Raw genomic sequence first — 24,899 nt, forward strand, 5'->3', positions numbered from 1 at the left:
TACCGTATCCCATTTTTAATGCCAATAGGTTTTTTACGATATTGTTTTAAAACGATGTGCAACGGCCTTTGGTTAGAGGAAACGAACTTAAAATTGATACGAGTTATTCAGTGACATCGATTCCTGCCATCTTCATTAAGTAAGCAGCATTTCGCGTTTTGGAAACGCCGTCTCGGAGCTTATAGTCAAAACTGATTTGCCCATTCACATAGTACTCCTGAAAATGATAATTCTTGATCCGGCTGCTTTCCTTTTCCAGCTCGCCCAGCTCCAAATCATGGGTCGAGATCAGTCCCAGGATGTTTGCCTGGGCGAACTTCTTGATCAGCACCTTCGCTCCGGTATGGCGATCAATCGAGTTGGTCCCTTTAAAGATCTCATCCAGTAAAAAGAATATGGTTTTACCCTCTTCCACCGCCCGGACGATCTCCTTAATCCGCAATAGCTCCGCATAGAATGCGGATATATTCTTTTCCAGATTATCATTGACCCGCATACAGGTATAGATTTCCATCAACGAGCATTGAAACGTTTTGGCGCAGACAGCCGTTCCGGCATAAGCCAGCACCAGATTGATGCCGACTGTTCGAAGCAGTGTGCTTTTTCCGGACATATTGGAACCGGTAATCAACAGGATGCTTCTGGGGGGGGCAAACTCCAAATCGTTGGCAACCGAAGATTTCGTCAGCAAGGGATGCCCCATTGCTTCAGCAGCAAAAACCGGGGAAGGCATTCCCCTGGACACAATCGGCATCGCCCATTCCGGGTGATCATAGGGCAATACCGCCAGACTGGCTAACGCTTCACATTCGGCTATGGTTTCCAACCAATTCGTGATGCCGTTGCCGGACTCAGCTTTCCATTTTTCCAGCGCGAACATATACTCATAATCCAGCAGGAAGAGAACGTTGAGAACTAAGAAGAACATATTGTTTCTATTGCCGATTCTGTCGACAATACCGGCCAGCTTATCAATCTGGGCGCAGGCTGTTTGTCCTTTTTTGTCTTTCAAGCCGCTTATTAAGTTGGTCAAATAGGGTGAATGATAGTTTTGTTTTTCCAGCAGACCGATCATTTTGGAATAGACCCGGATATTCTCCATATACTGAGCGGCAACACCCAGGGCCTTTCCCCTTTTTCCTGCATTAATCCGGGTAATGACCAATTGAACAAGAAGCGCCACAATGAGGGGCAGGTAATTCCGCTCGGCCTTGAGATACGTCAAAACGCCGATAACGACCGTTAAAACGGGCAGAAATCGGCAAATAAAAATAATCCACGGTGTCCTGTAGAACGCATCGATCTCCCTTGCCCAGGAAATCAGCGCTGCCGGATTATGCATCTTTGCTGTCAGCATCGCTTCCGCTTGGTACTGCTGCCGGAATTCCAGCTTAGCGGCCAGCTCGCGCACCGCTTCCTGCTTCTCCGTAATAATCTCCACCGTTTTAGGCGTCGAGATCAATATCTCCCTCAGCCGTATTCTACCCAGATACGTTTTCGCTGTATTAATAAACTGAAATAATCCGCCTTGGCCAAACAGATCCAGATCCTGTGAATACGGATGGTTATCATCCAAAAACTCTTTGCCGTCATCCGCAAACGCATGCCATTCCCCGCGGATCCGTTGAATGGCCTCTTTATTGATCTGCAGCAACATCGTGGTATATTTCTTCTTTTTAAAGTAGGACTCATGAACCGTCATTAAATAGACAAACACAATCAGGAATAAACCGAGGCCAACCCCAAATAAACCATAGCTTTTCTTCACCAGCAAGACCATTCCCAAGACTGCCGCCAGCAAAAAAACAATCAGTCTGAGGTTGCTGATCCAGTTAATGCGCCGAGTCTGCTCGGCAATTTCGGATTGGTATTTTTCTTTGAGTTGGCTATATTTTTGTTCTGGTGTAGGCAATTGATCCGCTTCTTTCTATTAATTATTATTCGTTATCCTTGACGACCAGTCCGAATAAACCGGCCAGTTCTACCGCTTGCAGCCCTGTCACCACTGCGCCGCTGACATCGGCAATATTCACTCCGATACCTTCAATATCACATGTTGTGAAGTCTATGCCTTTTAACTTGGTAAAATTGAATTGCGCCTGCCGAAGATTGGTATCGCGGAAATCAACTTTCGAAAATACAGCGTTCTTAAAATCAGCGGAGACGAATTGGCTTTGCCCGATGGACACCTGCTTGCAATTAGTGAAACTGAAAAATCCATATTGGCCGTTGCACGCGTCAAAGGTCACGTCCCGCAATGTGGCTTCCGTTAAATTAATCCCTATCAGCTTGCAGTGAATAAACTCAACGCGATGGAGAATCGCCTGACTCAGATCCGCATTGGATAAATCACAATTTTGAAAACGTACATTCATCAGGTCAATACGCCTTAAGGCGGCCTCCGCGAAAGTGACCTTCTGAAAGATGACTTCCTTGAAAGTGATCTGGTCGGCCTCCACATGATCCAATGTACATTCACTGATCTTCACATATGAAAAAAATGCGTCATCCCCTATATTTTCTTTAGTCAGGGTTAACGATTCTAACTCCGTATCAAACATGGGACGGGTAGCGCAGCATTTGTGTATGGAAGTAGTAGTGCACGATTGCGTCTTTGACATAACAGACTCCCCGTGGATACGATTTTGGTTTTACTCAATGCGATTATTCCATTTTTATAAGGGATAATTGCTTCCGTAAGCTATTATTCCATAGTATACCATTTCTATTAGAAGAGAGGGTTTCCTTCCAATTATCAAAAAAAGTTGAGTGATTAATATGATCCATTATCAACTAGTGTAATCAAATTCTCTAAAGAAAATTGAGACGATGTAAAATAGCTCGTATTGGGCATACTATTTACAAATCTATTCATTTTAGGAGGATACAGTGATGATCAATGTCTTTCATACTTTTCAATCTCCGGATCTAAATACCGTCTTGCCCGAAATTCACAACAGCCTGCAGAGCATGGGAAACGTTTCAGGATTTAAATACGTATCACTGAATCAAAAGGAAAACACGCAGGATTATCTTCTGGTTTCCAAGTGGGATGATCATGCAGCGTACGAGAATTGGAAGAGGACAATTGGCTCAAATAACCCGATTGTTCAAGCCACTCCAGAATTCCTGAACGTGATGGAAGAAAGATATTAAAATAGGACCGCATTGCCGAGCATAATGCAAAATAATGAAACAGCAGAACTCAAGAGCGTGCCGACAAGATACTTCTCAGCAAAATCTTTATCCTCCAATTGTTTGAATCGGGCCAGGCTTTTTGCCGCGAGCACGAAGCCGAAGGCTGCCATCTGCCCATTCAACCCCAGCGTGAGGAGAATAATCCGCTCAAGCACACCGATCAGATAGCCATTACTGATCAATTCGTCTTTGCGCTTATCGTCATCGTTCTTATCTGTTATGCACTTATCGGCGCTGTCAGAATGGGTATCTGTCTGAAAGGAGAAAAAAACGAATACTTTCTTGATCAAAATCGCCGTCGGTGATAAACAGATCAGATAAAGCAGGAGGTACACCAGACCGTGGTAGACCTTGTCATTCCAGATCATCCAGCTTTCTGTAATCAGACACGCCGCGGCAAAAATAATAACGAGATGAACGACTTGGTCGGCAATAAAAACGATCAGGTCCGTTTTTTTGTGGTTCAAGCCTTTTTCTGATCTTTTTAGAATCTTGATCCGGAGCAGATCAACGACAGCATGGGTACCGACGATCATCACATAGGCCCCAACAGCAGTTAAATTGAGGGAAGCGAAATTGAATAGCGCTATCAGCATAATCCCCGCATAAATCAAGCAATGAATGGCAAAAAAGCGGATACTTTGCGTCTTTTTTTGGGCTATCGCAGCGGTTTGCAGGATAAAATCACCGATAAAATGAGCGACGAGCAGCAGTACAAATCCCAATCAATCACCCCCGAAAATGCCTGTGGATCCAAACGATGGCTGTAAGATCAATATGCCGGATTGTAAGTAATTTCGAATTCTTTATCACCATATCCATATTTTGTCGGGTCGTATTGGTAATATTTGATATTTTTTTCGATAATCCTTTTTTTAGAGTGGAACCAAAGGTCATTTTCGTATCCAGGATGGATTCGGATAAAATAAAAACCGGATCGCAGGACAGATCCTTTTTCTTCAGATCACGCCAGACATTTCCTGGCAGGGTATCGCGATTTATATAATAGTTTAAGGTATATTTTCCACTTACAAGATCAGATACCTCCACAAAATGAGCATCATCCATACTCCTTTTGTCATAGAATGGCTGCATCAATTCGGTCAAGACATAAACCTGATTCTGATACGCCCTTTGTTCTTGGATGAGTAACCACGATACGTTCAGCAGCGTATTGATATAGGCATCGTTTTCCGTATCGGAGTTGAATAAAACAGAGGATCCTGCCTGTTTGTGTGAAAGGGAAATTGCGTTTCTGGCTAAATGGTAGGCAGACCCGTCCTGCTCGGCTGATGTTCCGTCAACGATTTTCACATCCCAATCGCCGACCCCGATACCGCAGCGCAATGGGAGCGGTGACAGGATCATACTTATCAGACGGAAGTACATGAAAGCCGCGTGTGGCGCAGAAAATAGTCCCTGCACTTCATCGCCGGCACTAAAGATAACAGGAAAAACCAAGGAAGGTCGGAAAAGTCGATTTAAAACCGCTAAGCTTTGTTTAATAAAAACCTGTATCTCTTCCCTTGCGTTCGGACTCATTTTCTTTGAATTGACGATATCGATAATCATGGCCGTGTGGGGCATAATAACCACCTCACGCTTTATTATACGGCACTCACAACAAAATGCAATAGATTATTATTGCAAATAAAATAAGCAATATATTAACGTTGCATTTCTCGTGTGGACAAGTGTGACGGGGGACAGGGGACAAAAGGGACGTAGACCTTTGTCTCCCTTTGCAAGGAGACAAAGGTCTACGTCCCTTTTGTCCCCTGCGTCCCCCTTTTGCCTTTATGCTTCTCTTACAAGGGATACTCACGTATAATAAGATTCATATTCCGCTTGTCAAACCATACTTCTATGCGCGTGAACGGATTGAAAATGACCTATTGGATAAATCAGGAGGTGTGTAAAATGGATATAGGAAAGATAATTAATGCGATGATCGCCTACTATGAAGGCGATGTCCGGCGTATTAACCATTTTATAAAGGTATATGGATTTGCCAAGGCCATCGGTGCGATGGAAGGGCTGGATGCTGCCACTCAGGAAATTCTTGAAATAGCCGCTGTCACCCATGATATCGGGATAAAAAACAGCGAAAAAAAATACAACAGCGCCTCAGGAAGCTACCAACAAGTCGAAGGGCCTCCGGAAGCGCAGATGCTTTTAGGAAATTTAGGTTATAGTCCGTCCGTAATCGACCGGGTGTGCTGGCTGATCGCACATCATCATACCTATGATCATATTACGGAAATGGATTATCAGATACTGGTTGAAGCCGATTTTCTAGTGAATGCTTTTGAGGATCAACTTTCACTAACAGCGATCCAACAGGTTGCCAAGAAAATCTTTAAGACGCCGGCAGGTTTAGATTTTTTGAATAAACTATATCGCGGATAAGCTTTGTTCAATATCTTCAATAATATCTTCGATACTCTCCAGTCCCACTGAAAAACGGATCATACCGGGATTGATGCCCGCGGCGACTAATTGTTCTTCCGTTAATTGGCGATGGGTCGCGCTGGCCGGATGTAAAACACAGGTACGGATATCGGCGACATGAACTTCGATCGTGGCTAATTTTAAACTATCCATGAATTTCACCGCATTTTCTTTTCCGCCTTTAATGATAATGGAAATGACCCCGCTGGCACCCTTGAGATATTTTTGCGTCAGCGGATAGTATTTATCTCTTTCCAATCCAGGATAGGATACTTTTTCAATCTTATCCGAGGCTTCAAAATACTTGGCAACCTGAATGGCGTTGCTACAATATCTCTCCATTCTGACAGCCAGGGTTTCCAATCCTAAATTAAGGAGGAAAGCAGAATTCGCTGAAGGATATGCGCCATAATCACGCATTAACTGCATCCTCGCTTTGATAATATAGGGTGCCTCACTGTAATCGTTGACATAGGAAATGCCATGGTAGGATTCGTCAGGCTCAGTAAAATCCGGGAATTTGCCGTTTGCCCAATCAAAACGACCGCTGTCAACGATAACGCCGCCGACCTGGACAGCATGTCCATCCATATATTTTGACGTGGAGTGAACAACGATATCGGCACCAAAGGCAATCGGTTTGCATAAGATCGGTGTGGCAAAGGTGTTATCGACAATTAAGGGCACACCATGAGCGTGCGCAATTGTGGCAAATTTCTCGATATCGAATACACTTAATGCCGGGTTGGCGATTGTCTCGCCAAAAACTGCTTTTGTATTGGGTTTAAACGCACGGTTTATGGTTTCCTCGTCAGCATCACAATCAACAAAGATACATTCGATGCCAAGGTTCTTCAGGGATACGGCGAATAAATTGAAGGTACCGCCGTAGATCTGAGTCGTACTGATAAAGCTGTCCCCGGCTTTGCATAGGTTGAGTATGGATATGAGCGAAGCGGCTTGGCCGGAAGCTGTACATAGTGCGCCGACGCCGCCTTCAAGCTCAGCAATCTTCTTTTCCACAGCCATAACCGTTGGATTCGCAAAGCGCGAATAAATCAATGCTTTGGTCGGATCGTCAAATACGTCGCCCACATCTTCCGTGGAATCAAACACATACGTCGTACTTTGAACAATCGGAACTTGCTTTGGCTCCGTATTTTTCGGACTATATCCTGAATGGATGCATTTTGTCTCATCTCTCATGCAAATTGATCCTCCTGAAATAAGTTTTACATCTATAATACTCTAAATCCTGGATATAGGGTAGCCTAAAAAACGATTATTCCATCTTGTCCGCTCTTAGGTTGGCTTCCCGGCTTCGATCAGCACTTTGTTGAACCGCATCAGGATACTCACGACCATCATCAACGCGCCGGTACCAATCAACAGCCATTCGATTCTGACCATATCCGCAACGGGTCCGAACACAAGCATCCCCATGGGCATCATGACGCTGGATATCATCGTCAGGACACCAAATACCCGTCCCAGGAAATCCCCTTCTACTTTTTGCTGCAGTAAAACAATAAACGGCGTATTAAAGGCCGGCATGACGATTCCGATCACCGCCATAATAGCCAAATAAACCCAAAATATCGGTACCATACCAAGAGCCAGAGTACCTAACCCGGATATAAAGGACGCCAGTGCAATCGTATGAATCTTATTCTTAAAGCCCCCCCAGGCGGCGATCACAATACCACCCACCATCATCCCCCCTGAAAAGGCCACCTCAATGGCTGTGAGCCGCCAAACGTCACTGCCGAAACTCCGGGCAACTTGTAGCGGCGTTAAGAAAGCGGCGGGGGCTACCAGGAAAAAATAGGCGGCGCAAAAGATGAAGATAGTCAGAAGGAAATCGTGATTCTTGATATACTGATAACCCTCTTTTAGGTCATTGAAATAGCCTGTTTTCTGGTTTTGCTGCGCTTTGGCGTGAATTGGGACGTGTAAAAAGAAAAGCAGTGCCGTAATGGCCACCGCGGCCGTGGCAACATCGATGAAAAAAATGGACTCCATTGGGGCAAATGTAAGTAATACGCCGCTAAGCATCGGCGATACGAGCATGATCAGGGACTGGATACTGGAGTTGGTGGCATTCACCTGCGTGAGTTTATCCTCAGGCACCATTTGCGGAATTAATGCACTGACGGCTGGCGCTTGAACTGCCGTGCCCATGGCCCTGACGGCAGAGACGGCCAAGAGCAGCCATATTTCCTTATACCCAAGAAGAAAGATGATGGCGATCATCAGCGTCATCAAGGCTATGGCCGCATCGGCCAGGATGATCAGCATTTTCCGGTTATAGCGGTCCGCCCAGACCCCGGCAAAGGGTGAAAGGAAAAAAGTCGGCAGGAAGCCGCAGATAATGGCAATCGTCAACATGACACCCGACTGAGTCGTCAGGGTGATATACCAGCTGATGGCATATTGAACCAGCGACGACCCAAAAAGTGACAGCGTCTGGCTGGCCAGAAAGAGAATGATTTTCTTCTTCCAGTCGCTATCAGTGCTTTCCGGCATCGGGTTTTCTGCCACAGATCCGTTTATTTGGTTCTCAGTGTTTCCGTCTTCTTTTATTAAATCGTCAGTCATGCTTTAATCTTTCCTAACTTTTTCATAATCATATTCTTTGGCATTAAATGATTCTTAACTGAGCCTTCGATAGGCTAATCAATAATCATGGATCATTATACCACAAAAATGAACACGCTCCATCTTTTTACATATAGGATAGCCACAGACAGCGAGTTGACAAACAAAACAAGGGCTCACCCTATAAAGGATGAGCCCATTGTCAGCCCTGCGCAACAACCACGGTGCAGCAGTCAAATCGTAAATACTGTTCAGAATAAACTGCTCAGTACGGCACAGTAATTGGGAAATAATAATGATAGATACCGTTTCGATCAGACAAGATTGGCGATGGCGGCACCAAATCCGGCAGCGATTAACAGCGTGATAATCTGGGTGATCGCACTATCCCATCTCTTCGCCGGCATAGCTTCGATACTTCGGATCCTCATTTCATGGTCCTCGTCGGTCTCCGTATGTTTCTCCAAAAGGGCGGTTAATCTGACGATAGCCTCCTGAACATCTTTTATTTCGCAGTCATGTTTCTCTAATCGTGTCTTATCATTCCCCACATATTCTGCAAGTGCCTTATGTCGTTCATCGCAGAAGTCTTTTGAAACAGATGTTACAGGATTAGCGTTTTCTGCCATCGGTGTTCCTCCCTTCTGGCAATAAAAATAGCGTCTTTGGCTCCTATCTTTTTATTGCAGTACCTCACTGATCAGTTCATTATCTTGATCATAGGTTAATACATACGTCTTTGTCGCCTTAACGGTAATACCATCGTCTCCATAGTAAGTCTCTGTCTTATTCAAATAATTAGGTGGAGTGCCCCCGCTCAAGACTGACCTCTTGGCTAAAGTGCCGTTCTTTCGTTTCCACTGGATCTCTGTAAAAACGCTAAAGGCATCTTTATTAAGCTTATAGAGACTTAAGAACTCCGCATGCGCCATTTTTTCAGTTACATGTTCTTGAATCGCGCTGTCAATGGTATCTAAGTTGTCGTTATAGTCCTTAAAGTCCACCTGTTCTGTTTCAGTAGGTTTCTTTAAGAATAATTTTTGGGTGAAGAAGGGCATTTTTCTTAACCTCCATTTTGGATTTTACCCTTAGTTACAGGCGAGTAAGTATCCGGCCAAATATTTCGCTTTTCTTGGCCTCTATTACTGCTTACGGTCCGCTTGTAAGTCCTTCATTACACGGTACCGCCTTTCAGAGCTAGAAGCTCTAAGATATGTGCGTCTACTCCTTCCTATAGCTGCGAGATTAACTGTGTAAAAATCTGAGAAAACTGTTTCGCTACCGTACATCGCTTTGCTACTAAGACGAAGGTAAAAGGGAAGCAATTTATAGCGCCCCTTTACTTCGACCTAGATTATGGCGAGGACCCGGAAGTAGCCCGCAAAGAGGCTGTACAGTGCTTAGTTGCTTGTGCTTATTTTGATAAAGCGTTTACAATTTTATCCAGTATTTTGTCCTCTAGTTTGTCTAAACGCTCTAATACCTGCTTCATGTATACCCGCGTTTCTGCATGCTCGCTTTGCAGCGCGGCTACGGCCTTATCTGTCTGCTTATGGTTCCCTTGCAGCTCTGCTACGGTTCCTACCATCTGCTGCACACGTTCCTCAAATTTTATGATTTTCTGGCAGTTACCCTTAGTCGTCGGGTTTTCGCAGCCGTTGCTCATACTACTCTAGCTTCCTTAATTCTGTCATACAAAAGAGTACAAGCGCTGGTCTGTACTCTTTGTGCTTAATATGGTCTAACCACGCTTAATCACTTCATGAGCTTTTTAAGCGTCGCTGACTTGTCTTTGACTCTACCCTTCTTTTCAAGCCGGGTCAGAATTCTATTCCATATTTCTTCTTTTTTCGATTCTATTTCGGCCTTTCGTTCTTTGGTTAACTGTTTCATACCGACGCGCCTTTGAGAGCAGCGATTTCCATGGTGAGCAGGTCGGTTTCTTCCTGCATTTGAGCAATCTGCTGTTCAGGAGAGACGTATTCAACATAGTTTGGATTATCGCTAACCACACCGTCGATTAGTAAATGCTTCTGTGGTACAACGTACGGAGCGTCTGTCTCGGCAATAGTCAGCCCAGGTTCTCCGTAAATGATGTTATCGCAAAATATCCCATTCTCCACAGGATAGACATTGGAACCTGTGGCAACAACTACATCACCGTTAAGAATAACGTACATATTTACACTTACCTCCTTCGATTAAGACATATAAACATCTATATACTGACCAGCCACCCCGGCAGTTTTGGCTATTCCGCCGATGGCTCCGCCTGCCAGCGTCTTTTTAGCGTAGTTTGTTTTTAATACTCTTGCACCAAATAAACTTGTGTATGTGTACATAGCTATACTTGTGCATGAATCAAAGGTAGCGCCAACTGCTCCGTATATAGTAGGCGTAGATATAGAGTAACCGGAGTTGACGACAAATGTTTGTTTGTCATAGTCTACGTCTATGACGTAATTAGCCATTCGTACTCCTGATTGAATACTGACTAGCAGCACAGTATTTCGCGCTAACGTTACAAGGTTGTAAGTTACGCTATCGAGAGACCCTGATGTACCGAGAGCATCTGCACCTTTCGTAATAGTGGTGCCGCTTATAGTCAGAAAACACCCGCGTATACCCGACGTAGAATAGTCTTTGCACACGACAAAGGCCCGCGTTGAATTAAGCAGCGATATTTGTAAGTTGTAATAGCCTATACCTGACACCGACGTGTTTACTGTCACTGTTGTCCCTGATACTGTAAACACAACCGCGTAACCAGTAGCGCCTACTGAATAGCACACCAGTACGCTAGACGTGTTTATCAATGCAGATGTTATATACGACGTATCTGAACTTTGGAAAACTGCTGCTGTCCCAAACGACAACGAGGTTCCTGAGATTGTTACAACCTTTACAGCTCCGTATTTAGTGGAATTATCCTGGCAATACATTACTAAGGCTTTGGTGTCCGACAAGGCTATTGCACATATACTTTGAGGCGTCAGCGTACTGTTAAACACAGAAGGCGTTCCTGCTGTAACAGTTGTCCCTGAGATAGTTAATACCACAGCCGTACCGTATGCGCCGTTGTTACTGTCTGCGTAACACACTAAAGCTTTGGTACTGGATAACAGCGCTACACTGTTAAGCGTTGCGTTAGTGGTGTACGTCAACGGAGTTCCTGCGGATATAACCGTACCTGACGAAATCGTAATAACTACAGCTTTGTTGTCATAAACAACTAAAGCTGTAGTAGCTGTAAGCTTTACGCATGAATAGTAAGCACTAGCACTCGTCGCCAGTGTATTAGCACTTCCTGTTGATATAGATTTTGAGAACCGAACAAAATCACCGGCAGCAATTGTCTCTCCAGTGTCTATCGCAAAGTTAGTTAAAACGCCTTGTGGTTCAGGTAACGTACCGTTAACCCCGAAAATACTTACGCCTGCTTTAATATTGCCTGCGACAAGGTCTGCATCACCCGCAACAACGCCTCCGGTTATATACCCGGCAGGAGCATATTGCTCTACACTTGCAGGCATATAGTACAGTTCACCGTTATTAGGAATTGTACCTTGAACTAAGCCGTTTTCTGTCCCTACGGTGTACGGGTACAGTACCTTATCTGCTGTGGCAGTTCCATACTCCCCCCCTTCACCCTGTAAGAGAAAAGACGTACCGTTCAAGCGGAAAGGATACTGCTTCCCGGCCTCCAGCTTCCCAGCTGCGAAGTCTAATCCTTTGCCGTTTTTCAAAGCTAAAGCACCTTTCCCGTTAATATTTAGGGTAGACGCCCCGGTATTTGTATGTCCGGTACCAATTTTTATGACTACCAGCATACCATCTACGTAATTATCCAGCGGAAAGTCTGACGTATAGATATTTGTCCCAGCTACTTCCCCCAGGTAGACACCTGCTTTAAGTATCAATTCGTTGATTTTTTGCAGGTTCGCCATATTTGCGGCTCTGGTGACGTTGTCATTACTGTCCGGTAAAATTATCCCACTTGGCAAGGTTTGAGCCATTGAATATTCCCCTTTCGTTTAGAGTAAAAAACTGGAGTTTTCCAGCCGTCTACTTGATTTTATTTTGGCCTCTGCGTACTTTTTGAGTTGGGCCGCTTCTACGCCTGGATTAAAATTCTTAGGCGTTGCAAGTTTTGTCTACTGACTCGGATTCCAGGCTTCAAATTCCGCCCAAGTTAACTGTGCGGCATCCAGGTCAGCCCAGGTGATTCCGGCTGCATCCAATTCTCCCCACGTCAGATACCGATAAAGATACTCGATCGTAAGATGAGCTGGGATAACGTAGTTAATGGCTGTGTCGAAATCCGACATATACGGGGGAATCCCATATACGTCGGTAAATTTGATCTGAACTTTGTTTTGTCTCGGGAATTCTACGACATCCACATTCCCGTTTTCATAGCTCTCAGCAGTGGCTTCAATTAAGGCGGGCGTGGTCGTCCCTGCCCCACGGAGCTTTGACTTGACGACACCCCGCCTGGAACTCAGCTCTTTGCTCTCATCCACTAGGATTCCCAGATATTCTTCCCAGTGTTTCATCCCCCAGGTAGCCGTATCAACGAAGCATTGGGCGAGAACATCTTTGATGGAATCCTCCGCTTGACCGGTATCCTGCCCCAAAGATTCCAACAGCGACGTGATCGGCTCCTTCTCCGTTAGCCACTCAGGAAGATACTGTTTTACGATGACTGTCCGATCGCTCATGCCAGCGTCACCGTCCCTCTTACAGCCACTTCGCAATGATCAAAGGCAGTCCCGATCAAGATATTGGAAATCCCCCCATTAACCAATAGTCCGGTGTGATCCAGGATTCCGGGAGTCTCCAATAACGTACTGGCAATCTTGGCGAAACTCACATAACTCTGTTTGAAGGCAATATCTCTGAGATGCACATCCAATAGGTCCTCAAAAGAGGCTGTCACTTGTTCCAGTGTATAATTTGGTGCCAGAGTGACCGTGGCAGCGATGGTGATATTCACCCCGACAGCCGATTCCACCGTTACCGCCGCACCAACCGGTCTGACGGATTCGATATAGGCTGCCGCGGCTGAAATAGTCTCTGCTTCGGCGGGCGTTTTCTCCGAATCAACGATAACCACTTTGACCGTCCCGGCACCATCCCATAACGGAAATACCTTCGCATCGCCAACGCCGGTGACCTCCGTCGCCCATTGCACGTAATGGGCGACATTACCACTGGTTGCCGGACTACGGACCTTAACCAATAGCCGAGTCAGAAAGTCCTCATCTGTTTCTTCATCTGTGCCGCCGGTTATCGGGCTTTCGTTTGTGATTCCCGTAACGCCCTGAAGTGCGACCTGAAGTGTAGTTACTGCCTCAGCCGGTACATTACCGGTAACCCCTTCTTCTAATGCCTGGATAAGGACTTCTGCTGTTCCTGCTGCGGGAATGGTGGTTTCTTCCGTGGATTTGAATTCGATTCCCCCATCAGTCAGGAAGATTTGTCCTTGGGCGATAATCACGCCCGGCGTACCGGATACATTGACGACACCCGCAGCCTTTGTTGCTGCTTTTCTGGTCAGCCCATGTTCCCCTGCCCGGTAATCAAGATAGTGCCCATTGGTCGTTTGCGCGAAGGCAAGGGTCATTGCCAAACTTAAATTGGTATAGAGTTGAGCCATTTCCAGGGCTGCCGGGGATAAAACATCATGAATAAAACTGCCTTCCGAATGATCGATTCCGGAAGGCACCTTGCTCTTTAAGCGTTGCAGTATTTCATCATAGGTTTGTTCTTCAAACAACCACTGCCACCTCCCCATACTGTGTAACTAAGGTACACGCGATTTTTAGTGTCGCATCTGCAAGATCGACACTCAGACTTTTCACTTCAATAATACATGGGTTAACCTTTAACGCCTCGGTGATATACCGCTTGGCTTCACTCAGCGCCGCTTCCTGGCTTAAACTCTGGCCAACCAGGTTTTCGAGCTCGTGGCCATAGGCCCAAGAGTAAGCTAAATATCTGTATCGCGGTGTCCTTAAGGCTTTCATCGCCCAGATCTTAATAGCTTCTTGCCCCGAGACTGTGCTCAATTTACCATCCACCATAAGAAAGCAGTCACGGTCAAAATCCCATGCATATTCCTTAGAAATCGCAGATTCTTCAAGCACTGTGGAACTGTCTGTCGTATACGTATCTAAAATAAATGGGAAAACCGCCTCACCCATTAAAGACTCACCACCTTGCAGAGAACGATATATCGTTGCTGGTTTTCTAAAGGAAGTAGAGCAACCCGGTCTCCTTTTTTTAGGCAGCTCTTGATGCAAAGCTCTCCTTCGGCAAAACCGACTTCATTAATACTATGGTAATGTGATCCGTGTTCACCTACGGCAGCTCCGCATGTTTCGCCACTCCCCGTTGTCACTGCCATGCTTGCCCGCAGTCCATGATCGAGAAGCGCGTCAGCCATCACCAAATTATCCTGGTCGAGCTGAAGATCCTCCAGCTTTATCCGGATTTTGGGCAATGGATTGGTGACCTGACCGATACGGATATATGGTGGGTTATACTTTTTCCCCTGGGTCTGCATGATTTTGACCAGATCCGAATAAGGATTCTTGGTATCCATTGGAATATCACCCCTTTTTTGTCTCCACATCGGTAAATTTCAGTCCCAGGTCCATGGTATAATGGCCTTCATGCCAGGTATGGCAATCCGTACCGATTTCAAACAACCCATTCATGCCGGTAACCGGTTCCTGGATTCTTACGGAAGTCCCACTGATACAGTCACTGTTTCCCAGAACGGAAATATTCCCGTTCCGTTCCAACCCATTCAGCATATTTTTAGCCACATTCTTTGGATCTTTGTATTGTTCCTTCTGGTAAACCGCCTGAAGCACACCGTACCTTCTGAGCCAGTCCGTATTTTCCACTTTGCCAAGGCTATCCCCGTTATCGTTATAGATCCTGACCCGGTTAATCATATTTTCAATGCTTTCCGAATACGTTGCCCCGATCATATTCAGATGGGAACCGAGAACGAGCGACGCGGTGACTGTCCCTTTTTCCAGAACGTATAACCTCCCGTTTTGCATACGAACGGTATATTTCTTCCCGGTTTGCTTGCCGGCTGCCGCGTAGGCTTCCGTAATACTTTCATAAGGACTTTGCGCATTGACAAGCAGATTTTGGACAATACCGGTTTTCTTCAATTCTCCGACAGAAACGCCAAAATCACCGGCTATTTTAGCTGCGATCGCTTCAGCGGTCGTCTTTTTAAAATTATATGTCCCTTTGGATTTAAGTAAATAAATCAGACCGTCATAAGCCGTCACGTGCAGCGTATTACTTGACCGGGATCGTTCCTGATAAAAAATAACCCCTGAGAACAGCTCTTTTCCATTGTCTTCTGACAGACTAAGCATATTCCCCGGGCTAAAATTCACTTTTGGTATATTCGGATCGGTTGAAGAGAGCACCTCAACATCGAGTTTTCTGGCAGCCTGTTTTTCATCCCCACTCCAACCAATTCGTTGTACAAGCTGGGTGATGTCCGTTTTTTTGTCTGTTACGATTAAATATACTTTCATAGCTTCAATACCTGCCCGACATAGATCAGATTGGGATTCTTAATCCCATTTTTGCTGGCCAGGGTAGGATACTTGGAGCCATCGCCATAATACCGTTTGGCAATAGCCCATAAGGTATCGCCGGATTTCACGGTATAGGATGAAGGGATTTCTCTTCCGGTCGATCTTGCATTTTTCGTCGTGACCGTCGTCGAAGCTGCCGAAGCAACGGTCTCAATGGTTATCAGCCGATATTCTTTCAGTTCCAGCGTAAAATAGACGTCGCCGGTCCCTTCCTCTTTTTCCCCGTACTGAAAACTTTCAATCGAAGCAGCGATGTTGATATCCGTGGAAGTAATAATCAATCGGATCGCCTTCCCGGATTTCCGCCAGCTTTCAATCCGGTGGACACAATCATACGGCGATGGGAATCCGGTATATTGGCAAAAATAATACTCTTCTTTCGGAAAAAAAGAGCTTAAGGTAATCGAGGCCAGCTTCTCTTTGCCAATGAGATTGATTTCACCGGCATCCTGGATATTGACCTTCGTGTTGATATTTCCCCGGGTAATTTGAAAGGAAGACGGCGGGACCGGGAGCTGCAGCTTCTCTGTATTATTGTCGTTCATGAGCCAGAATTCCATGAGTCTATCACCTCCGATCTTCTAAGCCATGTTAAGGGCTGTCAGCTTGATTTTACTGACCAGAGCGCCCGCAATCCGATCGATATCCGCTACTTCCCGGACAATGATGGTGTCGGAAAGCTTGGCGATACTGATTGAACCATAACCCGAACGCAGATTGTTGGTTTCTCTCTTAGTCAGGACGGATTCACCCTCGTGAAGGAGTGCCGGGTAGTTGTCGTATGGGACACGGGGGATGCCAATACTATGTGAATAGCCACTATATTTGGAGCAAGTATAATAACCTTCACCAATATTATTCATACTTGATTCTAAGGCATTCTTGATTTTCGCGATTGTGGATCTTGCAGATAACTGCTGATAATTAGCTCGCAAGATGTTTCCTTTGCCGATGTTTTCCATACTCGAATACAAGGCATTCTTGACTTTCGCGATTGAGGTTCTTGCAGATAACTGCTGATAATTAGCCCGTAAGGTGTTTCCTTTGCCGATGTTTTCCATACTTAAATACAAAGCTTTCTTCATTTTTCCAAAGTCAATGTTTTCCGCTGCTAACTTTCCAATCTCCCCTCCAACTAAACTGCCAATATATCCACCTACTGGTCCAAATAATGACCCAATACCTAATCCTACAAGTGCTCCGATAGTAGAACCTCTTACACTTTTTAATTCTTTTGCCATTTTTGCTTTGTCATTATAATCTTTGTTGATTAACCGTTTTAAAGCAAAACTACCATACTCTCCAAATATGATTCCTAATGGTCCAGCTAATCTTCCAACTAATGATATTTTTGGAGGTATTATTTGAGGTAGTCTGAAGTTAGTTTTGCCAAGAGGTAAAGTTCCCTTTCTTATTTTTATTCCAATAGATTTACCATACTTTTTAAGATACTCATAATTGTTATTTCCAAGGAATTTTTTTTCTAGAAAACTTCCCCCTTTTTCGCCAACCTTCCCAAAAACTATCTTGTTTAGCACGTCAAAATAGGCGAAATCAATAAAAGGTCTGCGTTTTTGAGGATTAATGAATAAATCATTTACTGCTTGCGCAGCTATCCTAGAAGAAGAATCTATAAACTCAGGATTCTCTCTCAGTATATTTGATACTGATGACAAGTCTTTTTCCCCCTTTCATCAAGATACGTTGATTTCATTATCTCACTCTCATAAAACGCTCTGATCACAACTTTCTCCCCATAGGGTAACGATGCGAACACGGACGGTCGGATCCCTTTGGTTACCCAATAATAGTAGAGCATCTCCGCCCAGCCGTCCGTGCTGATTAGTTTTTTATTTCTTTAACCACATCGTCTCCGAAACCGCTGATTTCTGAGATCACATTGAAAAGCATCACGATCTCACCGGGCAGCAGCATTTTTTTGATGAGCTCCGCAGGGGTAGGTACCTTGAAATGGGCCATGAGTTCCTTGTCTTTTAGATTCGGGTCGATCACGCCCGCCAGAACAGTATCCATCTGGACTTCCCCCATGTCGATTCCCTGGATCTGACCGTTCATGAAGTTGGCGGCTGCTTCCTGGATTTCATTATATTTGGAGGGTGATAAGGCTTGGCAAGTGAATACGGCCTGACCACCAAACAATTCTGATAATCTTGGAATTTCCACCTTACGAGTCGGTAGCTTGAATTGATCAGTATCTGCTTTTAATAACAATTCCAATGTGTTCATTGCTTTTTCCTTTCTTTTTTCTTATTACTAGTACATCATTCTTGAATTTTCTTCTCACCTCAAATCAGGTCTGCGTGCCACAGTTCCGGCGACAAGCGGAGCACGGATTGCGTAGCGCGGCTGTTAGCGCCATGGAGGGCGCTATCTGCCGAAAGCGGAATGTGGCATGCAGACCCTGCCCAGATTACTACGTGTTTATGTTATGGTATTTAAAGAATGATGTACTAGTTAACTTGGAGCGACGCTTTCACTTGCTTATCCCTGAATCAGACTCTCGCTGATCACATCCAGCAGATCAAAATCACTAAAGGTAAACGGTACTGTTTCCTCGCTATTTTTTCCAGCTTCCCAATCGGCCAGGGCCACTTCGTCGAACATCACGTTCTTGAGCGCAACGCGTTCTGAGCCGTAGGCATCGGGGTCAGCTAATTTGGATACGATGGTGCAGACGGTTCCTCTGCCGGCTTTAATATCCATCGCGACTTTATTGATCATCCTGCTGGAGACCTTGTGCAGCTTCAAGCTACCTCTACCTTCCCAGCCGGTTACTTTATACCCCTTTGCCATGCGGCCGCAGATTTGGACATCACTTTTTGAAAGGTTGATCTTAGCTTGAAGGCCGCTGCATTCAGCGACCTTTTCATCATCGAGCCACACCTCGCCGTGGGTTCCATTCATAATTCTTTCAGGACTTAACGCCATTTCTTTTTCCTCCTGTTCTTACTAGAACCTTATTTACTTGATTTCAGGTCATAACGAAGATTTAAACTGCGGTACATGAATTTTACTTTGATAACTGATAATTCAATTAGATACTGATCTTCAGTTCAAAGTCCTCAATTGCATCCACGATCTTAATCGGTCCGGACAGGAATATCTTGTCCCCGGTGTTGGCCTCTTTGATTTGCTGGTCTGTCATCGCGCTCGTATTCACCCCAATAGATTGCAGGTACGTTTTCTGGGCTGTTATGTCGATGTCGACGGAATTTTTCCCGCGATCCAATAACTGCTGGTTTTCCAGCGATTCATAGTACGCTCGAATCGCCGTAATGAGCAGACATTTATTATCATAGGTGTTCGGAAGTTTTCCGATATAGGCATCATTGGTGGTCTTCTTGATATCGGCGTAGATCATATCCATGATGTCGACAAGTTTTATCTTCTTAAAGGCGGCGCCTTTGTTTGACGTCAGCGTGGTCAAACTGTTGACAGCCCTTGCGATTTTGACTTTTTCCCCGTCATTCATCAGAACCAATTTTCCGGCATCGATGGCGGTGTTGAACTCGCTAGTCGTTGAATGAGGAACATCATCAACTTCGGACAAGACTTGGAAAGTAGAACTGATGGACAGGGGATTCCCCGCGAGAATTCCGGCGATCCGGGAGCTGTAATTGGCTGTAGTATATGTCGTTCCACCAGCTACAATATTGTCGGTTGCAAAGTTAATGACACCTTCATGATCCGCAGCGGTGTTGGGTAATACCGCTTTGACACTCAGATTGAGAGTGTCTCTTAACCCTTTAACCCAGGTCGCGATGGTTGTGGCATCAGCGGAACTGATACCTGGGACGGCCAGATAGTTCCAGACGGATCCCTCCAGGTAAGTCTGGGCACTGGTATAACTTGAAGCAGCTGTCGGAAGGATATAGACCAGCAGTTGTAACGGCGGATTCTCGCCGCCCATGAAGGCCAGCTCGATTTGTTTTTTATTCGCCGTACTGAGATCGGATGGAATGTCACTCAGTGTTTCATAAACATGGGCGCCATTATGAACGCTGTCTTTCAGAATTAGAGCAACAATTCCGCGTTCCCCTCTTTTGATCGCCGTACTGGCGGCCTCTTGGAATAGGATATTGATTTTTGGCAATGGCATGGTTGGTTTCCTCCTCAATAATAATTTGCATCGTGCATAACCCTATTTGTTCTATAGATCCAATTGCATACTGAGACTTCCTGCAAGTGTTCCCTGCCCGGAAGTGTCCGGCCTGCTACCGGTGGTATCTAAATTAAAGCCCAGATAAATTTCCTTGCCCTTCGGGCCGCCAGTGATTTGCCGGATTTTTACTTTTCTTTCCCCAACAGTGATGGTGCCGCAGCTGAACAAGTCCCGGATATTCTCGTAGACTTGATACTGCAATGCTTTGTCGGGGTTGCCGTTGGCATTTAGAGTCGCATTGAATATGACATATAAAATGATATTTCTGGCATAAAACCGTTGGTTTTTGTCGGTCTGCGTTTCTTGAATAAAGATCACAGAAAAAGAAGGTCTGTTAAAACCTTCCTGCATTTCTTCCATATAGATGGAATAGCCTGGATACCTTGTCAGAATCATATTGCTGACCGCGTCGATAATGGCTTGTATATTCGTGTTCCTTACCTCCTTTCAAATTCATTGTCGCTCTTCAGTCGGCGCCCTGATTCTGCCAACTTTTCTGCAGTCGTTCTTCTCACTGATCCAAGCATTTTTATTGTGCACCCCGGCCCCTCCCTGCCTTCTGGATTGCATTAAACCCGCCGTCACCGGCACACCATCGGAAACCTATAAAGAACAAAAAAAACGCCCCTGTTGAGGAAGGACGATTCGTTAGTCAATAAATTTGTTTTCAGTCAATGACCACTGTACTAAGCATATCCTAAATTTCTCTTAAAAATCGGCGACTATTCGGAAAATTATCGGAAAAAGTTCGGACTTTCAGCTCTTCATTGTTTTATCCTGATTCATGGGTGTTGAGTCATCTGTGCTCTCTCTGAGCATGGTTTGTATCAGCGCCTTTTCTTTCGCCGGCGCAACGACGTAATCATGCGCCGCTCCGGCAACCAAGGCAACCAGAAAAGCATTGATAACAGCCAGCCCAATATTTTCTGCGTTGACTACCCCCTTGATGACGATTGTCCAAATAATAATAGTCAAAGCGACAAGTACAGAGAAAGGCCGAACGATCCAGTCACCCGTTCCATTCTTAGAAATTTTTCTTCCTAATTTCTTAAGGCCGTCTTTTAAGAACGAGACAATAACATAAACTGCGATAACCATACCACCCATAGATGAAATATCCTGAAGTGTTAAAAAAGCCTGAGGTAACGTAATAGTATCCATTTTCTCCTCCTTATAGCACCTAATGACGTTGACAGATGGCGAGTACTTTTTGGCAAGTATCGTAGCGATCCGTACCGACGATGTTAATCGCTTGCGGTGATACTTTTGCCGTACTGCCAATAACATAGATTCTCTCAGCACAATAGATTGATTCTGCCGACGCGTCGGCGAGGCAGGATACGGAAGCCTTTAGGTAATCGGCCAAGTAAGCGGCTGCGCGTTCATCAGGACCGGGGTTACAAAGAATCAACGTCGGGCTTATTCCCTTTTTTTCCTCACTTAGCCTTTCTATTGCACCTTTCTTGTTCTCTATGCCAAGAAAGATAGCCGGATTGATCTCATCCCTACTACCCCAGGGCACCCTGCGAACCTCAAAATGCAAATGGGGACCGCTGCTGTTTCCCGTACTGCCCATAATGCCGAGAACTGTACCTTCTTTAATCGTCTGACCATAAACTACGTTGACAGCTGCAAGGTGGGCATGGATGAGATCATAGAGGCCATTACAGGTCCGTATAATAACATAATTTCCCCAACCTGCAGGATCAGCTCCTTTCCCCAATGCATACCTTGCTTCGATGACTGTACCGGGTACGGAAGCGTAGATCGGAGTTTCCGTCGAGGCAAGATCGATACCTGTGTGGAACCCTTTCCGATACCGCTTGTTTTTTACGCCATAGGGATAGGTCACACGTGCTGATTTTAAAGGCAACATCCTGTCCTATCCTCCTTTCGAAGTTTATCTTAGTTTAGTTTAGATATTGAGACCGCCACTTTCATTTATACTATATACTAAACTACTTTACGCGATGTCTTGAATCTTAAGTAATCGGTTAGTTTTTGATTAATATTCTTCTTACGATATCGAATCGTCTTTTCGTCCATACCAAGTGCTAGCCCAATCTGCAGATTACTTTTTCTTTTTAACCCATAATACTGTTCGCAAATTGCCTGTTCCAGGGGATCGAGTGAATCCAGTGCAAAACAAATACCCTCCATGGAAGCTTCCAAATGCATGATTTCCATTTTGAGCTTGATTTTCTTCTCCAGTAACCCAACCAGTTCCATTTGTGATTTTTCTATTGAACGTGAAAAATCATTGTAAGCTTGCACTGTCGGATCACTCATATGCCCGCTCGATCCACCTGCAGCCACACCATATTTTGCAACCATTCCATTTGAAGGTATCAGCTGATTAACATCACATAGTGTTTTTCTAATGTCTTCAACATGCATCTCAACCGCTTCCAACGCTCTCCGCTTGACTTGCAGTTCTTCCAGTTTTCGATAATAGCTTCGCAACGTCGCTTCCATTCCTTTCATTGTTGTGTTATCCATTTTTCCACTCCTCCCTGAAAGCCATTGTTCTATTTGTTGGTAAATAATCCCACCATAACAAGCATATCTTATTTTCACGGATTAATTCGGCAAAACACCGGGAAAAATTCGGAAATCTATGACTGGGAATTAAGATGCAAATACATTGTAAGCTTCAGCATTATTTTCTTCCGTCTGTTCCTAATCGTTTTCTCATCCATATTCAACTCCTGGCTAATTTGCATATTACTTTTTCCCTTAAGGCCATAACATCCTTCACAGATGGTCCGGTCTATCGGATCTAATAAACTCATGGCAAAGCTTATACCTTCTATAGCCGACTCAAGATAGACGATCTGCATCTTAAGCTTGATCCTTCGTTGTCGTAATTTCACCAGCTCCTTCTCTATCCTATCTTTGGGTGGCTTAAGTGCGGGATAAGATTGAGCAGACGCTTCACAAACATAACCGGCTCCACCTAAAATTCCTCCATATACGGATATCACATCCTTCGAAGGCACCAGTTCATTGACATCCAATAGCATTCTTCTGAGCTCACCCACATTTTTCTCAATAGTCTTAATCACAATTTCCTTGACCTGTATTTCATCTAATTTGCGATAATAAGCCTCTAGAATATCCTCCACATCTGTACTCTGTCTGTCACTCAAGGTATCACCTCTCTCTGCCAATATTGAATATTCCAGCCGCTTCATTATGAAGTTAATTATTATATTATTGCTTCATTATGAAGCTGTCAATCATTTTTATGGAATATTTTGTCGTTTTATTTGCAATATTTCTATTGAAATGCTACTTAACGTAGAGTATACTGTTTTCATGGGAGGTATAAATAACGTGGACTTTGGAAAAATATTAAAATACTTACGGCAGACGAAAAAAATTACTCAAAACGAGTTAGCCCATGCTCTGGATGTCTCCCGTTCCGCTATTTCGTTATATGAACTAGGCTTACGCGAGCCTGATTTAAAATTCCTCCAGAGAGTATGTAGTTACTTTGATGTTTCAATGGATTATCTTTTTAACGAAGACCAAACGAATCACGAGAACATACCTAAGCCTTACAGCAACAAAAACCATTCCTTAGTCATGGTTCCGATCGTCGGTCGGGTTCCGGCTGGGACGCCAACGATACCCTTTGAGGATATTGAAGATTATCTGCCTGTCCCGGGTTCTTTTGTTCGCGAAGACGAAACAGTTTTTGCTCTGAAGATAAAGGGCGATTCCATGATTGATCTCGGCATTAATAACGGTGACATTGTGTTGGTTAAAAAACAGGAAACCGCTCAAAACGGCCAAACTGTTATCGCAAGGATCGACGGGGAAGAGGTCACATGCAAACGATTCTACAATATCGATAATAGAAAAGTGACACTTGAACCTGCCAACAGCAAATACCGCGCACTGGAACCCGACCATGTTGAGATCGTTGGGGTTGTATTTAAAGTTATTAAAGATGTATTCTGATAGTCATCCTGCGTAATGTTAAACCCCGTATCACCTAGAATATTGGTAATACGGGGCTTTAATATGCCAATTCATGTGAAAACCAGACATCAGCACCGTTTTTCTGAAAAAGCTATCTCCCATCGCAGCAGGACTCTTTGCCTATTCGGTAACCAGGATAATATTTATAGCGAATAATAATTCCTTTGCAGGAATTTTGATTGGTAATGTCAAAAATAGTAGTATAAGGAAGCTATTCCATAAACTATTAGGAGCATATGACATGATGCAGAATGCCTTACTGGGTTATCAGGACTTGATTGAGACAATCATGGCTACGTTAGATGCACGTGACTCCTATACTGCCAGCCATTCTGAAAGGGTAAGCGATACCACAGAGTGGATTTGCGAAATGTTACACCTACCGAAAAATACATCCGAGATGATCCATATCGCGGCGCATGTCCATGACATAGGAAAAATTGGAGTTCCGGATCATGTGCTGTTAAAGTCATCCACGTTAACCGACCTTGAATGGCATTTGATGAAAAAACATTCGGAAACCGGCTATCAAATCCTGAGTAAGGTTGCCGGTTTGGATAAAATAGCGCTGATTGTCAGGCACCATCATGAGCGCTGGGACGGCAAAGGATATCCGCTGGGCCTTGCCGGCAAGGATATCCCTATCGGCTCCAGAATCATTGCCCTCGCGGATTCCATCGACGCCATGTTAAGCGACAGGAATTACCGCGAAGCCATGTCGTTAACCCAATGCAAAAGCGAAATCGAACGGAATTCAGGCGTTATGTTCGATCCCGTTATCACACGCATCCTTCTTGATAATTGGCCTGGCTTTGTTTAAAATCCATTGATAGCTGCACACTGCCGTA

Annotated in this window: 31 protein-coding genes; 4 read left to right on the forward strand and 27 right to left on the reverse strand. The window is 44.7% G+C overall.

Translation table 11 applies throughout. From position 1 onward, the window contains the following. Nucleotides 1-103: 103 nt before the first annotated feature. A complete protein-coding gene (locus LPY66_RS16075; RefSeq protein ID WP_337985265.1) occupies nt 104-1,912 on the reverse strand; it encodes a MutS family DNA mismatch repair protein in 1,809 nt (602 codons plus the stop codon). Nucleotides 1,913-1,937: 25 nt separating this feature from the next. Further along, nucleotides 1,938-2,621: a pentapeptide repeat-containing protein gene (locus tag LPY66_RS16080; RefSeq protein WP_337985266.1), complete on the reverse strand. Its 684-nt coding sequence runs from the start codon at nt 2,619-2,621 to the stop codon at nt 1,938-1,940. Between the two features lie 271 nt (nt 2,622-2,892). Between LPY66_RS16080 and LPY66_RS16085 the strand changes: the two genes are divergently transcribed. Next, on the forward strand, nt 2,893-3,156 hold the full coding sequence (locus LPY66_RS16085) for an antibiotic biosynthesis monooxygenase (protein WP_337985267.1): 264 nt from the start codon (nt 2,893-2,895) through the stop codon (nt 3,154-3,156). Here the strand turns inward: LPY66_RS16085 and LPY66_RS16090 are convergent. Both LPY66_RS16090 and LPY66_RS16095 read right to left on the reverse strand, forming a co-directional pair. Beyond that, nucleotides 3,153-3,923, reverse strand: a complete 771-nt coding sequence (locus LPY66_RS16090; protein WP_337985268.1) for a DUF3307 domain-containing protein — start codon at nt 3,921-3,923, stop codon at nt 3,153-3,155. The genes LPY66_RS16085 and LPY66_RS16090 overlap by 4 nt on opposite strands. Before the next feature lie 4 nt (nt 3,924-3,927). After that, nucleotides 3,928-4,785 carry a SatD family protein gene (locus tag LPY66_RS16095; protein ID WP_337985269.1) on the reverse strand — a complete coding sequence of 286 codons (858 nt, stop codon included), beginning with the start codon at nt 4,783-4,785 and terminating at the stop codon, nt 3,928-3,930. Nucleotides 4,786-5,118: 333 nt separating this feature from the next. Between LPY66_RS16095 and LPY66_RS16100 the strand changes: the two genes are divergently transcribed. Beyond that, complete coding sequence (locus tag LPY66_RS16100; protein WP_337985270.1) at nt 5,119-5,607, forward strand: HD domain-containing protein; 489 nt, start codon at nt 5,119-5,121, stop codon at nt 5,605-5,607. Here the strand turns inward: LPY66_RS16100 and LPY66_RS16105 are convergent. The 23 genes from LPY66_RS16105 to LPY66_RS16215 all read right to left on the reverse strand — a co-directional run bounded on the left by LPY66_RS16105 (nt 5,593) and on the right by LPY66_RS16215 (nt 23,213). Continuing rightward, complete coding sequence (locus LPY66_RS16105; protein ID WP_337985271.1) at nt 5,593-6,855, reverse strand: O-acetylhomoserine aminocarboxypropyltransferase/cysteine synthase family protein; 1,263 nt, start codon at nt 6,853-6,855, stop codon at nt 5,593-5,595. The two genes, LPY66_RS16100 and LPY66_RS16105, sit on opposite strands and share 15 nt — an antisense overlap. A gap of 96 nt (nt 6,856-6,951) precedes the next feature. After that, the gene (locus LPY66_RS16110) at nt 6,952-8,175 is read right to left on the reverse strand and encodes an MFS transporter (protein ID WP_337988117.1); all 1,224 of its coding nucleotides are present in this window, start codon (nt 8,173-8,175) and stop codon (nt 6,952-6,954) included. A 386-nt stretch (nt 8,176-8,561) separates the two neighbouring features. Further along, nucleotides 8,562-8,876 (reverse strand): hypothetical protein, encoded by a 315-nt coding sequence (locus LPY66_RS16115; RefSeq protein ID WP_337985272.1) that lies wholly within the window; start codon nt 8,874-8,876, stop codon nt 8,562-8,564. 51 nt (nt 8,877-8,927) lie between these two features. After that, nucleotides 8,928-9,305: a hypothetical protein gene (locus tag LPY66_RS16120; protein WP_337985273.1), complete on the reverse strand. Its 378-nt coding sequence runs from the start codon at nt 9,303-9,305 to the stop codon at nt 8,928-8,930. Between the two features lie 356 nt (nt 9,306-9,661). Then, the gene (locus LPY66_RS16125; RefSeq protein WP_337985274.1) at nt 9,662-9,913 is read right to left on the reverse strand and encodes a hypothetical protein; all 252 of its coding nucleotides are present in this window, start codon (nt 9,911-9,913) and stop codon (nt 9,662-9,664) included. A gap of 89 nt (nt 9,914-10,002) precedes the next feature. After that, the gene (locus tag LPY66_RS16130; protein ID WP_337985275.1) at nt 10,003-10,140 is read right to left on the reverse strand and encodes a hypothetical protein; all 138 of its coding nucleotides are present in this window, start codon (nt 10,138-10,140) and stop codon (nt 10,003-10,005) included. Continuing rightward, complete coding sequence (locus LPY66_RS16135; RefSeq protein ID WP_337985276.1) at nt 10,137-10,427, reverse strand: hypothetical protein; 291 nt, start codon at nt 10,425-10,427, stop codon at nt 10,137-10,139. The genes LPY66_RS16130 and LPY66_RS16135 overlap by 4 nt, the downstream gene beginning before the upstream one ends. Before the next feature lie 21 nt (nt 10,428-10,448). Continuing rightward, entirely contained in the window at nt 10,449-12,263 is a 1,815-nt protein-coding gene (locus tag LPY66_RS16140; protein WP_337985277.1) for a hypothetical protein, read from the reverse strand. A gap of 138 nt (nt 12,264-12,401) precedes the next feature. Further along, complete coding sequence (locus tag LPY66_RS16145) at nt 12,402-12,968, reverse strand: putative phage tail protein (RefSeq protein ID WP_337985278.1); 567 nt, start codon at nt 12,966-12,968, stop codon at nt 12,402-12,404. Then, a complete protein-coding gene (locus LPY66_RS16150) occupies nt 12,965-14,026 on the reverse strand; it encodes a baseplate J/gp47 family protein (protein ID WP_337985279.1) in 1,062 nt (353 codons plus the stop codon). Before LPY66_RS16150 ends, LPY66_RS16145 begins: the two co-directional genes overlap by 4 nt. Then, nucleotides 14,019-14,453, reverse strand: a complete 435-nt coding sequence (locus tag LPY66_RS16155; protein WP_337985280.1) for a DUF2634 domain-containing protein — start codon at nt 14,451-14,453, stop codon at nt 14,019-14,021. Before LPY66_RS16155 ends, LPY66_RS16150 begins: the two co-directional genes overlap by 8 nt. After that, the gene (locus LPY66_RS16160; RefSeq protein WP_337985281.1) at nt 14,453-14,854 is read right to left on the reverse strand and encodes a DUF2577 domain-containing protein; all 402 of its coding nucleotides are present in this window, start codon (nt 14,852-14,854) and stop codon (nt 14,453-14,455) included. The genes LPY66_RS16155 and LPY66_RS16160 overlap by 1 nt, the downstream gene beginning before the upstream one ends. Nucleotides 14,855-14,861: 7 nt before the next feature. After that, a complete protein-coding gene (locus LPY66_RS16165) occupies nt 14,862-15,818 on the reverse strand; it encodes an XkdQ/YqbQ family protein (RefSeq protein ID WP_337985282.1) in 957 nt (318 codons plus the stop codon). Beyond that, nucleotides 15,815-16,441 carry a LysM peptidoglycan-binding domain-containing protein gene (locus tag LPY66_RS16170; RefSeq protein WP_337985283.1) on the reverse strand — a complete coding sequence of 209 codons (627 nt, stop codon included), beginning with the start codon at nt 16,439-16,441 and terminating at the stop codon, nt 15,815-15,817. The genes LPY66_RS16165 and LPY66_RS16170 overlap by 4 nt, the downstream gene beginning before the upstream one ends. A gap of 21 nt (nt 16,442-16,462) precedes the next feature. Continuing rightward, the gene (locus LPY66_RS16175; RefSeq protein ID WP_337985284.1) at nt 16,463-17,557 is read right to left on the reverse strand and encodes a hypothetical protein; all 1,095 of its coding nucleotides are present in this window, start codon (nt 17,555-17,557) and stop codon (nt 16,463-16,465) included. 166 nt (nt 17,558-17,723) lie between these two features. Continuing rightward, nucleotides 17,724-18,128, reverse strand: a complete 405-nt coding sequence (locus LPY66_RS16180) for a phage tail assembly chaperone (protein ID WP_337985285.1) — start codon at nt 18,126-18,128, stop codon at nt 17,724-17,726. Between the two features lie 255 nt (nt 18,129-18,383). After that, on the reverse strand, nt 18,384-18,830 hold the full coding sequence (locus tag LPY66_RS16185; protein WP_337985286.1) for a phage tail tube protein: 447 nt from the start codon (nt 18,828-18,830) through the stop codon (nt 18,384-18,386). A 106-nt stretch (nt 18,831-18,936) separates the two neighbouring features. Beyond that, nucleotides 18,937-20,001, reverse strand: coding sequence for a phage tail sheath subtilisin-like domain-containing protein (locus LPY66_RS16190; protein WP_337985287.1), 1,065 nt, complete (start codon nt 19,999-20,001; stop codon nt 18,937-18,939). A 51-nt stretch (nt 20,002-20,052) separates the two neighbouring features. Next, nucleotides 20,053-20,490 (reverse strand): phage tail terminator family protein, encoded by a 438-nt coding sequence (locus LPY66_RS16195; RefSeq protein WP_337988118.1) that lies wholly within the window; start codon nt 20,488-20,490, stop codon nt 20,053-20,055. Between the two features lie 330 nt (nt 20,491-20,820). Then, nucleotides 20,821-21,225, reverse strand: a complete 405-nt coding sequence (locus tag LPY66_RS16200) for a hypothetical protein (RefSeq protein ID WP_337985288.1) — start codon at nt 21,223-21,225, stop codon at nt 20,821-20,823. Between the two features lie 19 nt (nt 21,226-21,244). After that, the gene (locus LPY66_RS16205) at nt 21,245-21,940 is read right to left on the reverse strand and encodes a M23 family metallopeptidase (RefSeq protein WP_337985289.1); all 696 of its coding nucleotides are present in this window, start codon (nt 21,938-21,940) and stop codon (nt 21,245-21,247) included. Between the two features lie 77 nt (nt 21,941-22,017). Next, the gene (locus LPY66_RS16210; RefSeq protein WP_337985290.1) at nt 22,018-22,563 is read right to left on the reverse strand and encodes a hypothetical protein; all 546 of its coding nucleotides are present in this window, start codon (nt 22,561-22,563) and stop codon (nt 22,018-22,020) included. 116 nt (nt 22,564-22,679) lie between these two features. After that, nucleotides 22,680-23,213: a helix-turn-helix transcriptional regulator gene (locus LPY66_RS16215; RefSeq protein ID WP_337985291.1), complete on the reverse strand. Its 534-nt coding sequence runs from the start codon at nt 23,211-23,213 to the stop codon at nt 22,680-22,682. 187 nt (nt 23,214-23,400) lie between these two features. Here LPY66_RS16215 and lexA point away from each other — a divergent pair, with 187 nt between their 5' ends. Together lexA and LPY66_RS16225 are read left to right on the forward strand one after the other, a co-directional pair. After that, nucleotides 23,401-24,030 (forward strand): transcriptional repressor LexA, encoded by a 630-nt coding sequence (lexA, locus tag LPY66_RS16220; protein ID WP_337985292.1) that lies wholly within the window; start codon nt 23,401-23,403, stop codon nt 24,028-24,030. Between the two features lie 262 nt (nt 24,031-24,292). Continuing rightward, nucleotides 24,293-24,871 (forward strand): HD-GYP domain-containing protein, encoded by a 579-nt coding sequence (locus LPY66_RS16225; RefSeq protein ID WP_337985293.1) that lies wholly within the window; start codon nt 24,293-24,295, stop codon nt 24,869-24,871. Nucleotides 24,872-24,899: the final 28 nt, after the last annotated feature.

Origin of the sequence: Dehalobacter sp. DCM (assembly GCF_024972775.1) — a bacterium.
In the GTDB taxonomy this organism is placed as follows: domain Bacteria; phylum Bacillota; class Desulfitobacteriia; order Desulfitobacteriales; family Syntrophobotulaceae; genus Dehalobacter.

Coding starts and splice junctions, on each gene's coding strand:
- LPY66_RS16185 (WP_337985286.1), bottom strand. CDS start 18,830: ATGGCGTTAAGTCCTGAAAGAATTATGAATGGAACCCACGGCGAGGTG.
- LPY66_RS16130 (WP_337985275.1), bottom strand. CDS start 10,140: ATGAAACAGTTAACCAAAGAACGAAAGGCCGAAATAGAATCGAAAAAA.
- LPY66_RS16190 (WP_337985287.1), bottom strand. CDS start 20,001: ATGCCATTGCCAAAAATCAATATCCTATTCCAAGAGGCCGCCAGTACG.
- LPY66_RS16225 (WP_337985293.1), top strand. CDS start 24,293: ATGATGCAGAATGCCTTACTGGGTTATCAGGACTTGATTGAGACAATC.
- LPY66_RS16200 (WP_337985288.1), bottom strand. CDS start 21,225: ATGGATACTATTACGTTACCTCAGGCTTTTTTAACACTTCAGGATATT.
- LPY66_RS16085 (WP_337985267.1), top strand. CDS start 2,893: ATGATCAATGTCTTTCATACTTTTCAATCTCCGGATCTAAATACCGTC.
- LPY66_RS16105 (WP_337985271.1), bottom strand. CDS start 6,855: ATGAGAGATGAGACAAAATGCATCCATTCAGGATATAGTCCGAAAAAT.
- LPY66_RS16115 (WP_337985272.1), bottom strand. CDS start 8,876: ATGGCAGAAAACGCTAATCCTGTAACATCTGTTTCAAAAGACTTCTGC.
- LPY66_RS16140 (WP_337985277.1), bottom strand. CDS start 12,263: ATGGCTCAAACCTTGCCAAGTGGGATAATTTTACCGGACAGTAATGAC.
- LPY66_RS16080 (WP_337985266.1), bottom strand. CDS start 2,621: ATGTCAAAGACGCAATCGTGCACTACTACTTCCATACACAAATGCTGC.
- LPY66_RS16100 (WP_337985270.1), top strand. CDS start 5,119: ATGGATATAGGAAAGATAATTAATGCGATGATCGCCTACTATGAAGGC.
- LPY66_RS16125 (WP_337985274.1), bottom strand. CDS start 9,913: ATGAGCAACGGCTGCGAAAACCCGACGACTAAGGGTAACTGCCAGAAA.
- LPY66_RS16120 (WP_337985273.1), bottom strand. CDS start 9,305: ATGCCCTTCTTCACCCAAAAATTATTCTTAAAGAAACCTACTGAAACA.
- LPY66_RS16160 (WP_337985281.1), bottom strand. CDS start 14,854: ATGGATACCAAGAATCCTTATTCGGATCTGGTCAAAATCATGCAGACC.
- LPY66_RS16180 (WP_337985285.1), bottom strand. CDS start 18,128: ATGAACACATTGGAATTGTTATTAAAAGCAGATACTGATCAATTCAAG.
- LPY66_RS16165 (WP_337985282.1), bottom strand. CDS start 15,818: ATGAAAGTATATTTAATCGTAACAGACAAAAAAACGGACATCACCCAG.
- LPY66_RS16110 (WP_337988117.1), bottom strand. CDS start 8,175: ATGCCGGAAAGCACTGATAGCGACTGGAAGAAGAAAATCATTCTCTTT.
- LPY66_RS16155 (WP_337985280.1), bottom strand. CDS start 14,453: ATGGGTGAGGCGGTTTTCCCATTTATTTTAGATACGTATACGACAGAC.
- LPY66_RS16135 (WP_337985276.1), bottom strand. CDS start 10,427: ATGTACGTTATTCTTAACGGTGATGTAGTTGTTGCCACAGGTTCCAAT.
- LPY66_RS16095 (WP_337985269.1), bottom strand. CDS start 4,785: ATGCCCCACACGGCCATGATTATCGATATCGTCAATTCAAAGAAAATG.
- LPY66_RS16210 (WP_337985290.1), bottom strand. CDS start 22,563: ATGGATAACACAACAATGAAAGGAATGGAAGCGACGTTGCGAAGCTAT.
- LPY66_RS16170 (WP_337985283.1), bottom strand. CDS start 16,441: ATGGAATTCTGGCTCATGAACGACAATAATACAGAGAAGCTGCAGCTC.
- LPY66_RS16205 (WP_337985289.1), bottom strand. CDS start 21,940: ATGTTGCCTTTAAAATCAGCACGTGTGACCTATCCCTATGGCGTAAAA.
- LPY66_RS16145 (WP_337985278.1), bottom strand. CDS start 12,968: ATGAGCGATCGGACAGTCATCGTAAAACAGTATCTTCCTGAGTGGCTA.